The organism is Litorivivens sp. (assembly GCF_057445395.1).
The window spans coordinates 1-12,686 of sequence record NZ_JBVBUV010000092.1 but is presented as its reverse complement, the minus strand read 5'-3'; the positions used below and the strand labels follow the sequence as shown (position 1 = coordinate 12,686).

9 protein-coding genes and 1 pseudogene are annotated in these 12,686 nt (G+C 55.5%); 6 read left to right on the top strand and 4 right to left on the bottom strand.

Features of this window, described 5'->3' with window-relative positions; genetic code table 11:
* From AC222A_RS17390 to AC222A_RS17380, 3 genes and pseudogenes are all read right to left on the bottom strand, one after another.
* A pseudogene (locus AC222A_RS17390) lies at positions 1-590 on the bottom strand (hypothetical protein); the annotation flags it as partial.
* Entirely contained in the window at positions 587-1,534 is a 948-nt protein-coding gene (locus AC222A_RS17385) for an ABC transporter permease (protein WP_372764197.1), read from the bottom strand. The pseudogene AC222A_RS17390 and the gene AC222A_RS17385, both read right to left, overlap by 4 nt.
* Positions 1,534-3,144 carry a peptide ABC transporter substrate-binding protein gene (locus AC222A_RS17380; protein ID WP_372749764.1) on the bottom strand — a complete coding sequence of 537 codons (1,611 nt, stop codon included), beginning with the start codon at positions 3,142-3,144 and terminating at the stop codon, positions 1,534-1,536. Before AC222A_RS17380 ends, AC222A_RS17385 begins: the two co-directional genes overlap by 1 nt.
* Positions 3,145-3,200: 56 nt before the next feature.
* On the opposite strand from AC222A_RS17380, the gene mnmC reads away from it, so the two are divergent.
* The 6 genes from mnmC (at position 3,201) to AC222A_RS17350 (ending at position 11,525) form a co-directional block, all read left to right on the top strand.
* Positions 3,201-5,204, top strand: a complete 2,004-nt coding sequence (gene mnmC, locus AC222A_RS17375; protein WP_486775336.1) for a bifunctional tRNA (5-methylaminomethyl-2-thiouridine)(34)-methyltransferase MnmC2/FAD-dependent 5-carboxymethylaminomethyl-2-thiouridine(34) oxidoreductase MnmC1 — start codon at positions 3,201-3,203, stop codon at positions 5,202-5,204.
* A 65-nt stretch (positions 5,205-5,269) separates the two neighbouring features.
* The gene (locus tag AC222A_RS17370; RefSeq protein WP_372750731.1) at positions 5,270-6,019 is read left to right on the top strand and encodes an SDR family NAD(P)-dependent oxidoreductase; all 750 of its coding nucleotides are present in this window, start codon (positions 5,270-5,272) and stop codon (positions 6,017-6,019) included.
* A gap of 114 nt (positions 6,020-6,133) precedes the next feature.
* Positions 6,134-8,695, top strand: coding sequence for an efflux RND transporter permease subunit (locus AC222A_RS17365; RefSeq protein ID WP_486775335.1), 2,562 nt, complete (start codon positions 6,134-6,136; stop codon positions 8,693-8,695).
* A gap of 25 nt (positions 8,696-8,720) precedes the next feature.
* On the top strand, positions 8,721-9,605 hold the full coding sequence (locus tag AC222A_RS17360; protein ID WP_372780967.1) for an outer membrane lipoprotein-sorting protein: 885 nt from the start codon (positions 8,721-8,723) through the stop codon (positions 9,603-9,605).
* 14 nt (positions 9,606-9,619) lie between these two features.
* Complete coding sequence (locus tag AC222A_RS17355) at positions 9,620-10,948, top strand: hypothetical protein (protein WP_486775334.1); 1,329 nt, start codon at positions 9,620-9,622, stop codon at positions 10,946-10,948.
* Positions 10,938-11,525, top strand: coding sequence for a TetR/AcrR family transcriptional regulator (locus AC222A_RS17350; protein ID WP_372749481.1), 588 nt, complete (start codon positions 10,938-10,940; stop codon positions 11,523-11,525). The genes AC222A_RS17355 and AC222A_RS17350 overlap by 11 nt, the downstream gene beginning before the upstream one ends.
* Before the next feature lie 59 nt (positions 11,526-11,584).
* Here the strand turns inward: AC222A_RS17350 and AC222A_RS17345 are convergent.
* A partial coding sequence (locus AC222A_RS17345; protein ID WP_486775333.1) for an efflux RND transporter permease subunit occupies positions 11,585-12,686 on the bottom strand: 1,102 nt, incomplete at its 5' end.

Below are 12,686 nucleotides of genomic sequence, written 5' to 3'. Positions count from 1 at the left end.
ACTGGCAGCCCCAGCAACTCAGCCTCAAAACGCCCCAATGTCAATGTGGGAACCGCAGTAACCTGCATCGACTCCAATGTGTCACCTGCAGCGGTAACCGGTACGACCACATAACGATAGTCCTGCTCCCGCAGCTGCAGACGGTCGACATACCAATGGTGATTAACCTCGGCCAGCGGAATCCCCAACCCTACGCCACCGTCGCTGCGATATACCCGATAACGGTGTGCCGCCGGTAGCACTGGCCAGCCAAGCCGAACCTGCGTCGTTGTAGCCTGAAGTACTACTAGCGTTTGTGGTGGCCGCGCCGGTCCCCGCCAGACAGTTTCGTCATCGACCAGCTCCACTGAGCGCGCTGGCGTGGGGCCACTGGATATCTGCGACAGCCACTGCGTGGCAGGGCTTTGCGGCCACAATAGCGGGCCCATAAACGCACCCAGCAATACTGACACCACAACTAACAAAGCAAGACAGGCGCGAATATCTGCAAACAACACCCTCCACAACGGGGGGGCTTCAGAAAAACTTTCGGCGGCTGCGGCAGGCTGGGGTGGCAAAGGCTCGAAATCGGCGGCCGTAAAGCGGCTCATGAGCTCGCCTCCGCGTGTAGCCGTATACGGGGATCGATCCAGCCGTAGAGAATATCCACCAGAACCACCACCAGCACCAAAAAAGCACCGTAGAAAACCGTGGTACCCATAATAACCGTGTAATCAAGCTGCTGAACCGCCTGAACGAAATAGCGCCCGAGTCCCGGTATCGCAAAAATCAGCTCCACGACAAAACCACCGGTGGTAATGGCGGCAATGGTTGGCCCCAACTCCGTAACCACCGGCAAGATGGCATTGCGCAATTGGTGGCGCCAGAATATCTGCCCCGTGCTCAACCCTTTGGCACGCGCTGTCAACACATAGTCCGATTGCATCACCGCTAGCAGGGACGAGCGCATCAGTCGCGCAAGGTACGCCATGGTGCCCAACCCCAGCACCAGTGCCGGCACCCAGATCTGGCTGACACCGCCCCAACCGGCCACAGGAATCAGCGGGTAACCCAGTGCACTGTTCAACTGCACAATGCCGAGCTGAGCCAATGCCGCAATAACGAAACTCGGCACGGAAATGGCCAACACCACCGCGATCATCAGCGCGCGATCCGGCCAGCGGTTTTGCCAGTAGGCCGCCACAGCGCCTCCGCAAACACCACCGATAGTTGCAATCAACAGCGCGCACACCCCCAACAGCGCCGACACGGGAAAGTGCTCGCGAATAATGTCGTTCACCCGCCGGTTTTCCTGAGTGAAAGAAATACCGAAATCACCCTGCAACATGCTTTTTAGGTACAACACATACTGCTGTGCAACTGGCTTGTCCAAACCGTAGCGCGCCCGCAGGTTTTCCCGCAGCTGAGGCGTGGCCGCCTTGGCGCTGTTAAAGGGATCGCCCGGTACTGCATGCATCGCAAAAAAGGTTGCGGTGGCTATAAACCAGATGGTTACCACGCCATAAGCCAGCCGTTTGAGCACATAACGCAGCATTACTTCAGCACCCGGGCATAGCGGTAATTCGGGTCACCGCCAAAGATAGAGCGACGCACGCCGATGAGTTTCGGATGCTGCACATACAGCCCGACGTTTTCGTAGGTGGGGATAATCACGACCTGCTCGTTAATGATGTGCTGCATCTGGTCAAACGCCTCCAGGCGCACATCCGGATCAAGTGATTGTTGCGCCGTTCGCACCCAGCCATCGTAGCGACTGTCAGAAAAACGCCCGCGATTATTTTCGTTCCAGGAGGCGAACAGATCACCAAAAGTGATCGGATCGTCAAAATCCGGGCCCCAACCAGCAGCAGCGATATCGAAATCGCCCTGCTGCATTTTCGCAATACGCTGCTTGAAGGTCTGCTGATCCAGCTTGGTCTCCAGCCCCAGAGCCTGCTTGAGTACATACTGATAGAACTCGGCCTCATTGACTGCCCGCGGGCTGTCCCCAACCAGCAGGGTAAGGGGTGGAATGTCACCCAGCTCGCGCTTAGCCTGTGCCATGTAGGCTCTGGCTTTTGTCAGACTGTAATGGACCTGGGGCGGCGGAAACTGTTCGGAGAAAACGCCGCTGCCAGCACGCATCGTAGAGGGAAACAGACTGTAAGCTGGCTTGATACCAGGCAATCCCAACACCTTGTGGACAAGCAACGAAGGTTTCAACACGTGCTGAATTGCGCGCCGCAGGGCCAGGTTCTGGGTGGGCCGTCCCGGCCGCATATTGGGTTCCAGAAAATACAACGTGCCAAATTCAAACAAGTGGGTCTCATAACCGCGGCCCACCGCATCCTGCAGGGTGCTCGCATCCAGTGGCGATAAGGCAATCCGGTTATCCTTGAACAGGTTGTAATGGGTGCCCGGGTCAGTGGTGATATAAGGCATGCTGATGCGTTGCAGGCTTATTGCGTCCGCATTCCAGTAGCGCGGGTTTTTGATCAGCTCCAAATGCGCACCGTGCACCCAACGGCTGAGCACGAACGGACCGTTAAACATCATTTTGTCGGCATCAGCAGCGTAGGCTCTGCCCCACTGTTCAACAACATCGCGCCGAACCGGATAGTAGGTCATAAACGCTGTGAGCTTGTCGAAGTACGGGCACGGCTGTTCAAAGCGAACCTCAAGCCGATGGGCGCCTGCAGCCTCTACCCCTAGGGCGCCTTCCGGCATATCGCCACGGTTGACTGCCTCGGCATTTTTGATGGGAAAAAGTATGAAAGCATACTGGGATGCCGTTTCCGGTTTTACCGCCCGCTGCCAGGCGTAAACAAAATCCTGAGCGGTAACCAGTTTGCCGTCGCTCCAGCGCGCATCACTGCGCAACCAGAAGGTGGCGCCATCCGCGCGCACTTCCCAGCGCTCGGCAATGCCGGGGGCCAATGACCCGTCTGCGCCATACTGGGTAAGCCCTTCCATAAGGTGAGACAGCAGGAAACTGCCAATCTGATCTGTGGCCAGCGTACTGTCGAGGGTTGGTGGCTCGGTGGCCAAACTGAGGGTAATGGATTGCTGCTGGGCATCAACCGCCTTGCCCCATAACGGGCCGACTGATGCGAGCAGTACGACAAGTAAAAATTGCCATCCCCTAAAAATTCGCTGGTTTCGCATTCGTATTTCGCGTTGCTACAATACCGCCTCTTTAATTTTTGCAGCCCATACCCAACGTGCCCTATTTTCTGGAACCCGCCCGCATCGACTGGGGAGACGATAATGTACCAGTCTCAAGCGCTTACGGCGATGTCTACTATTCACGTGAACATGGTCTGGACGAAACCCGCCACGTCTTTCTTCACAATAATCACCTTGAACAGCGCTGGCGAACGCTGCGTCAGCCGTACTTCGCCATCGCAGAAACCGGATTTGGTACCGGCCTCAATTTTCTTGCGGCATGGCAACTCTGGCGTGAAACACAAGCCACTGCCCCACAGTCAAAAACCCTACAGTTTGTCAGCGTGGAAAAGCATCCGATCGCGCGACAGGATCTCGAAAAAGCCCTGCAGCAGTGGCCCGAACTGGCGCCCTATTCCCGCCAGCTGATCGCCCAGTATCCACCGCTGATACGGGGGCATCACCGACTGCAGTTCGACCACGGCAGTGTGATTCTCGATCTGGTGTTTGACGATGCTCAAGCCGGTTTCAGCGAACTGCTGGCGAGTTCCCATCCAGCGTTTTTGCGCAGCGGCGCCACCGTTGATGCCTGGTTTCTCGACGGTTTCGCGCCGGGCACCAACCCCGGCATGTGGACCGACGCCCTGTTTGATCAAGTTGCCGCACTGAGTCATAGCGGTACAACGTTTGCCACATTTACCGCGGCCGGGTTTGTTCGACGGGCGTTGATGGCGCGCGGCTTCGCTGCGGAAAAGGTGCCTGGCTTTGGCCGCAAACGGGAAATGCTGCGCGGCGAGCTTGCCGACGACAGTCAGCCCCTTGCGCCCGGCAAATCACCGGACAACGCTGCCTGGCATGTAAGCCCCAAGACCACTGACCGACCGGAGCGCGTGGCGGTCATTGGCGCCGGGCTGGCCGGCGCCCACACCGCTTATGCCCTCGCTCGACGCGGCATTACCGTGGATGTCTACGAACAGGCTGATTCAGTGGCGGCTGGTGCTTCTGGCAATCCTCAGGGAATCCTGTATACCAAGCTGTCTCACCAGGCCGGTCTGCTGAATCGCTTTGCACTCAGCAGTTTTCTGCATGCCCTACGCTTTTACCGACAATACGGCGATGCCTTACCGGGCGAACTGTGCGGTGTCTTTCAATTACTCAACGATGACAAATGGCAGCAGCTCAAAACCGTGTTCGGACAGCATCAAACATGGTGCCGATTCCCGGACGCCGCCGAAGCAAGCACCCTCACCGGCACGCCACTGCGTCAGCCCGGCGTATTCTATCCCGGTGCCGGCTGGTTGCGCCCGGTCGAACTCTGCCGACAGCTGTTAAACTGTCCCGGCGTCACACTCCACCTCAATACCCGGATTGATTCACTGAACCAGCAGGCAGGAGGCTGGCATCTCGAGACCTCACAAGGCGGAAAGAGTGCAACATCCGTTGTTATAGCTGCGAGCAACGAAGCGCGAAAATTAACCCAATGTGCCCATCTGCCGCTCAAACCGGTGCGTGGCCAGCTCAGCTATTTCGACGCGAGCGCGATTCGGCCGACCCCCAAAACGGTGATCTGCCATGAAGGCTATCTGGCACCGCCAGTGGACGATACGCTGGTCATCGGTGCCAGCTACAACACACGCTCAGAGTCACTGGCAATCGACCCGCGAGAGCACGACACCAATCTGGAGAAGTTGCGCGCGGCAATTTCCGAACTGAAGATTGGCGGCAGCCCTAGCGGCGGCCGCGCTGCCCTGCGCTGCACCAGTCCGGATTACCTACCTGTCGTCGGCCCTGCGCCCGATGCGCATACCCAGCGTCAGCGTTTCGCCGCACTGGGCAGTAACGCACGGCGCCGTATCGACGAAAGTCCAGCCTGCTACGTCAATCTCTATCTGAATGTTGCCCATGGCTCGCGCGGCCTCACCTCAACACCGCTGGCTGCAGAAATTCTTGCCAGCCAGATTTGTGGTGAAGTACCGCCGCTGCCGCGAGAATTGCTGCGCGCACTGTCACCGTCGCGTTTTCTTATCCGCGATATCATCCGCGGCATAACCAAACCGTAATCACGCACGGCGAAGGGCTGCCTGAGAATACGCACGATAAACAATGACAGCAAAGGGATCTGGCAATGCAACTAAGCGGCAATACGATTCTGATTACCGGCGGTGGCACTGGCATTGGACAGGCCCTCGCTCTGGCACTGGCGGAGAATAATCAAGTCGTGATCTGCGGTCGCAGGCCGCAACCGCTCAACGAAACCGTTGAACGCGATTGCCGGATCAAAGCTTACCCCTGCGATATCACCAACGCCGACGATGTGGAGACCCTGCGTCGCAAACTGCAGGCGGACGAGCTACACGTCAACATGTTGATAAACAACGCCGCCATTCTCAATCACTATCACCTGGGCAAGCCCGAAGACTTTGACGCGATACAAGCAACCACAGAATTGCATGCCAATTTAACCGCCCCAATCACCCTGACGATGGCGATGCTGCCGCAGCTGCTCAACACCACAAACCCTGTGATTATCAATATCGGCTCACCGGGCGGTGTGGTGCCGGTCTCTCCCACCCCGATCTACAGTGCCAGCAAAGCCGGCCTGCACACGTTTACCCAGATACTGCGACTGCACCTTAAAGGTAAAGCAACCGTAGTTGAAGTGTTCCCGCCCACTGTAGACACGGCAATGACAGGCGCGCTGAATCGAAAAAAAATGAGCACCGCCGACTGTCTGCCGGCCATCCTGAATGGGTTGGCCGCGGGCGCGGAAGAAGTCTGGGTTGGCGAAGGCCGTATCGTGCGCTGGCTGATGAACCTGCTGCCCCCGGGCTGGGTCTTTAAACTGGTGAGCAGCCAGCCTTCAATGAAAGTGTGACCGACTGCCTTCTACACATGACAGACTAGTCATCTTGATCAAAACAGCTTGCAGACCAACTGGTCGGTTTGTACCATCCACACTCCGCTTTCTTTGTCGTTTATGGAGTGCTTTGTGCAGCAACTGCTGTTTACTATCAACAACCTGTTTGAGCGTGTGCCTACCGCAATTCTGCCGTATCGCTGGCTTTGTCTGCTGCTGTTTCTGGCCATGTCGCTGTTTGCCGGTCAAGGCATTGTCAATCACTTCGCCATCAATATGTCGCCAGAGGTCTGGTTCGAAGACGATGCGGAACCGCTTCAGATTCGCAATGCATTCCGCCGTCAGTTTGGCAGTGACGAAGGCGTTTACCTAATTTACCGCCCATCTTCCGGCGATGTGTTTTCCGAAAACGCCCTGCGCACCCTTGCGCAGTTGCACAACGACATTGAACAAGCCAGCCTCAAAGATGATTCCGGCGGCATGGAACGGGTGATACAGGTCGACAGCCTGTTCAATGCCCGCTATCAGATCGCCGATGGCGACACCCTGATTGCAAAGAAACTAATCGGTGCAGACTTTCCGGAGACCGACGCCGAACGCGAGCGCCGCCGCGAAATTGCACGCGGCCAGGAAAACTTTGAACGACTGTTTTATTCCCGCGACTTCCAGTATGGCGGCATCGCCCTGAAAACCAATTTCGGCACCGTGCCGGTTGAATCAACATCAGTTACCAGCGCCGAAGACAATCTGCTTGCGGACGACCCCTTCGGTTTCGGTCTCGACGCCGGCAGCGCACTGGATGTGGACGCCAGTGCCGAAGTAGCCGAGGTGGAATTTGGCTCAGTCCAGCTGGACGAATACCTGACGTTCATGAATGCCCTGCGTAAGATAACCGACCAGCCAAAGTACAGCGACTTTGAATTCCATTACGTCGGCAACCCGGTGACCATGGAGTTCGTTATGCACAGCATAATCGAAGCCGTCGGCCTACTGCTGGTCATGGTGGCACTGGTCATTATTCTGCTGTGGGTCTTATTCCGCTCACTAAGCGCTGTTGTCTGGCCAATACTGATTGTGCTGTTTGCGGGTTTCTGGGCGATCGGCGTCGGCACCTGGCTCGGCATGACTTACACCAGCATGCTTGCATTGACCTTCATGCTGGTACTCGCAGTGGGCATTGCCAGTTGCGTCCATGTACTGAGCGCCTACACGCTGTTCAGTCGCGAAGGCAAGGATCATGCTCGCGCCATGGCAATGGCATACCGAAAAACCGGGATGCCAATATTGCTCACCTCCATAACCACCATGATCGGCATGCTGGCTCTGACACTGACTGACATGCCAATTATCACCGTGTTTGGTGTTACCTCAGCAATGGCAGTGGCTTTTGCCTTTCTGCTTATTTTCGGTTTGCTGCCCATTTTGCTGGAATTCTGGCACCCCAAACTGCGGCGGGACAACGACCCCGATTGCCAAGGCAAAAAACCGCTTGTCGACCTGCAGCCGCTGCTGTCGCGTCTCGCCGATTTTACCGAGCGACGCGCCAAAGCCATTGTGGTCAGTTACATTGCCGTTTTCGCACTGCTGATCTACGGCGCCTTTGATCTGGAAATCGATACCAACTTTTCCAAACTGGCTCGTGAAGACACCCCGCTAAATATCGCCATGAAACTGGTCGATCACGAAATGATGGGCGGGATGAGCCTTGAAGTGCTGATCCGCATGGATCAGCCCGACGGTCTGAAAGACCCACGGATTCTGCAGGCCATCAGCGAACTGCAGGACCATGTAGCACAAAACTACAGCGACAAAGTGATCAAAACCCTGTCGCTGGCCGATATTGTGCAAGACACCAATCAGGTCATGCACAATGACGACCCGACCTATCATCGGGTGCCGGATAGTCCACGGCTCACAGCACAGCTTCTGTACCTGTTCAACAATGCCAGTTCAGCGGATCGGCGGGACATCGTCAGCGATGACTACCGTGTCAGCCATATCTCTTTCATGCTCAGGAACGCCGGCACCAACGAATACATTGCACTTTTTGAGAAGCTTGATCAGGACTTCGAGCGCATTTTCGGCCCGCTGAAAACTGACTATCCGGGACTGTCACTGGAGACCACCGGCACCTTCCCGCTGATGATGGAGCTGATGGATCATGTGGCCTGGACGCAGCTGAAAAGCTTCAGTTTTGCGCTGATCATCATTACCGTTGTCATGATCCTGACCCTCGGATCCAAGCAAGCCGGTTTTATCTCTATGATCCCAAACCTGCTGCCAGCGGTGTTTACCTTTGGCATTATGGGCTGGTTCGGTATTGCCCTGGACACCGACACCCTGATCGTGGCCCCCATCATCATTGGTATTGCGGTGGACGATACCATCCACTTCCTCACCCACTATCGCTATACCTGGATTGAACACGGCGATGTCGGCATCGCGGTTCGCCAGACCCTGCGCGAAGTCGGGCAGGCAGTAGCCTTTACCAGTCTGATCCTCGGACTGGGGTTTGCTGTATTGGGCTTCGCCGGCTATCTCGGTCTTGCCAAGCCCGGCATCTTTGGTGCAATGGCCATAATCGTCGCCCTGCTGTCGGATCTACTGTTTCTGCCCGCACTGATGCACTGGCTGAAACCGAATATGGGACGCGACAAAGTGTTGCGCAATCTCACCCCCGATCCTCAGCGCTAGCCCTATTCCTCACGGAGACAATCATATGCTCAATTTCAAACCCCTGCTTACCACAATCCTGCTGAGCGCGCTGGCCGCCGGAGCGCTTGCCAGTGAAGACAAGGCACGCGCCATTATGGAGAAAATGGATCTCCAGCAGCGCGAAACTGCAGATGGCACATTCACTCGCGCCCAGCTTTCGACCTGCAAATTCGGCCAGAAAAACGGAAAGATCAGCTGCGTCGAAAACCCCCGAGTCAAGGTTCTCGAATCGGTTTCGAAGCAGTACGGCGAAAATAAAAAGGACAGCAAGGGCGTTGCGATCCTACTGGAGCCCGCCAGCGAACGCGGCATTGGCATGCTCACCTATGACTATGACGACCCCAGCAAAGACATGGAATCCTGGCTGTATCTGTCCGCCCTCGGAAAAGTAAAGCGGATGGCCAGTGGCACCGGTGAAGACCGGGAGCCGGTGTCTGTTTTTGGTTCGGAATTTACCACCGAAGACATGGAAACCGGCACCGTAGACGAATACACCTACAAGATTCTCCAGGAAGGCCCCTTCGGCGGGCGCGAGGTGTGGGTAATTGAAGCCATCCCCAAACCCGTACGGGCAGCAAAAACCGAATACAGCAAGGTTCTGTACTGGGTCGACAAGGAGCGCTATACATTGCTCAAAGCCCAAACCTACGACAAACGCGGCAAGCCCTTCAAGCAGATTGCGTTTGCCGACATCGAGCAAATCAACGATCTCTGGATTGCGCGCGATGTGACCCTTATCAATCTGCAATCCCAGCGTCTTTCCAATATGAAAACCGAAGCGATCGCGATGAATGTCGAGGTTGAAGATGAGTTTCTCACCCAGCGTACCCTCACTGATTTTGCTTACCGGGAAAAAACGCTGGAAGCGCTGCGCAAACATATTCAATGACACCCGGAAGCCCAATGAAGCACTACACCCCGATTTTACTCACCCTCTTGCTGATGGGCACACCGTCCGCCAATGCCGAGGACTTTCTCGGCAGCGACGATTTCGCATTCGATTCTTCGGCTATCGAGGTCAGCGAACCCCATTGGACGGACGGTTTTAAAACTGCGTTAGAGCACGCCCACACCCAGATCCCCGGCGACCCCAACCGCTCGCAAAGCAGTGTGCAACTTATCTACGAAGGCAATTTGGCCGAAGGCTGGTATCTGAAGCTGGATACCCGCTACCGCTATTTCTGGGAAGACGATGATCTGGCAGAACGTCGCGGCGGCGCCTACGGAAAAAACAAATGGCAGCGCGCCTGGCTCCAGTACAGCAAAGGTTCGTGCACAGCCACAGCCGGCCGGCAAACGCTGATCTGGGGCGCTGTAGAAGGTACCTTCGTAACCGACATTGTGACACCCTTCGACTACACCGAGCAGCTTCTGACCGACTATGGCAACGTGCGCCTGCCGCAGGACATGCTGGTGGCTGAATGCTTTTTGCCCGCTGGCCAGTTACAGGCATTCTACACACCCGAAGCGCGCACCGATGTTTACCAGCATCACCGGCTAGTGTTCGACGTGGCGCCCGGTTTCCCGCCCGTCGATCTGAGCATCGAACCGGATGAAGAATGGGGGCTGCGCTACAAACTCCACGGCAGCCGGGTAGATTGGAGTTTCATGTACGCAAGGCTCTACGACAACACCCCGACACCGGTCTATTTCGGCCCGGACTTTTCCGGCAACAATTCCGCCAATCCGATAACAGCCCTGCTGACACCCGCGTTTGTCGCAATAAACGGGATGCCGGATTTTGGCATTCGTCCGGAACTCGCGCGATTTGATCTGGTGGGTATGGCGACTTCCATCGCGCTAGGAAGACTGTTACTGAAAGCTGAAGTGGCTCACCGGGACAATCAGCTACTCCCTATCAGTGGTGCAACCAGCGAACGAATTGATGCTGCGGTGGGCTTCGAATACACCACCAGCGGCAATCATCTGTTTAATGCCGGCGTTTGGGGCATGCACTTATCAAACGATGCTGCCGAGGACGACGACATTCAGGTTGTCAGTGTCGGCTGGCGGAAAACCTACCTCAACGACGACCTTGTGATGAGCCTGCTTGGCAACTGGGCTTCAAGTCCACGCTTTGGCATGGTTACGGTTCTCGCAGAGTACCGGTGGAACGACTTCTGGAAAACTTCACTGGCGCTGAGTGTTGCAGACCTGAGCGAGCTGGATACTCCCCTCCCCATCATTCCGGCCGAAGAATCAGCCACTGTGAGTATCACGTATGAATTCTGACGAACGCCGGCAGAAAATTCTTGAAGCCGCCATCACCGTACTACTGGAAAAGGGTGTCGCGGCCAGTCGCATGAATGATTTTGTGGAAGCCTCGGGCCTGAGCAAGGGCGGTGTCTATCACCATTTCGACAGCAAGGAAGATCTGCTGATCGGGGTACTGAATAGCTTTCTGGAAAACAACCTGGATCGCATTCACCTGTCTATCGATCCGAAGCAATCTGCATACGACCAGCTCATGGCCATTTTGCGCAACCACGAAGAGCTCATGGCTGAGCTCGGCAAATACAACCAGCTTTTTCTGGACTTTTTCTCCCAGGCACCGTATCTGCCCCATTTTCGCAAACTGATGCGGCAGCACTATGAGATGTTTCACGGAGCACTTTCCGAGCTGGTCAAGCTTGGAGTTAAACAGAGAGAGTTCAGAAAAAACACACACTCCGATGCGATCGCTTCAGGCTTGCTCGGACTGTTTGATGGTATGGGCATAGCGCGGTTGATTGTTCCCGAAAAAATCACCTTCCCCGGCTATGCAATTGACTGCGCGACGGCGATGATAGAAGGGATTCGCCAGCACTGAGCCACGTGTTCAAGACCCGGAATACAGCGCCCCTGCCTGCGATCACCAACAAAGAAACGTTAGACCGCTCCCACCGGCATCTTTTCCAATGCCTGCTTACGTCCCAGCTCCGGTTTAACCCAGTAAATCAACGCCGGTAAAAACAGCAAGTCAGACAGAAGCGCCACCACAATTGCCACCGCACCCGCGATCCCCGGTTTCGCCAACCCCAGATAGTCAGAAAAGCCCAGCACTCCAAAGCCGATGGCCAATACCGCGGTAGTCAGTATCACAGCTTGTCCTACTTCGCTCAACGTACTACGAATGGCTTTGTCTACATCACCATATTCATACCAGGCATTTCGATAGTGCGTTAGGAAGTGAATGGTGTCATCCACCGCGATACCGATGATAATCGGCGCGATGATTAGCATATCCGTATTCAGCGGTATATTCAGATAGCCCATCACCCCGAAGGTAAAAACCGCGGGAATAAGATTGGGAAGAATGGAAATAACGCCTGCCTGCTTTGACCCCAGCGTCACCATCATCAGTGCCGTAATAATCAATAATGCTGCGCCAAAACTTTTCAGTTGGGTTACGGCGATATGGCGAATCAGCTCCATCATCAGATGAAACACACCGGTCAACTTTGGCTCCATCGCCGGATAGCTGGATATCAACGGATCAAAATAGGTCGAGATATCACCCTGCAAACTCTCGAACATCTCAATGTATTCATGGCTGCCGCCGTTGCGCAGGAATAGCGTAATATGACTGCGACTGTAATCGTCACTCACCAAACTGCGGCGGTCGCTGGCATTCGCATTGTTAAACAGGTAAAGCAATTGCGCCGTAAGGCGCGGATCATCAGGTATGGAATGAAAGGTAGCCTTGCCTTCATTCATCACCCGGTGGGTATCCTTGACCACATCCGCCAACGAGAGTGACTTGATCAACTTGTCTGAGTATGCGGCCTTAAGGTGCTGTTGAAACTGATCAATCTGTTTCAGTACCTGCGGGTCTTTCAGGGCATCAGCTTGGTTAAAGTCCAGATACACTTCCAGACTGAGCGCACCCATCAATTTTTCATCGACCAGCTGGGTGGTTACGCGAACCGGGTGACCATCCTTGTACAGGTCGACAAAGTTGGAATTGGTTTTTACCTGTACGGCGCCAACC

What these genes read in the sequence shown, in the direction of transcription:
- AC222A_RS17385 (WP_372764197.1), bottom strand. Translation starts at nt 1,534, where the DNA reads ATGCTGCGTTATGTGCTCAAACGGCTGGCTTATGGCGTGGTAACCATC.
- AC222A_RS17380 (WP_372749764.1), bottom strand. Translation starts at nt 3,144, where the DNA reads ATGCGAAACCAGCGAATTTTTAGGGGATGGCAATTTTTACTTGTCGTA.
- AC222A_RS17370 (WP_372750731.1), top strand. Translation starts at nt 5,270, where the DNA reads ATGCAACTAAGCGGCAATACGATTCTGATTACCGGCGGTGGCACTGGC.
- AC222A_RS17360 (WP_372780967.1), top strand. Translation starts at nt 8,721, where the DNA reads ATGCTCAATTTCAAACCCCTGCTTACCACAATCCTGCTGAGCGCGCTG.
- AC222A_RS17355 (WP_486775334.1), top strand. Translation starts at nt 9,620, where the DNA reads ATGAAGCACTACACCCCGATTTTACTCACCCTCTTGCTGATGGGCACA.
- AC222A_RS17350 (WP_372749481.1), top strand. Translation starts at nt 10,938, where the DNA reads ATGAATTCTGACGAACGCCGGCAGAAAATTCTTGAAGCCGCCATCACC.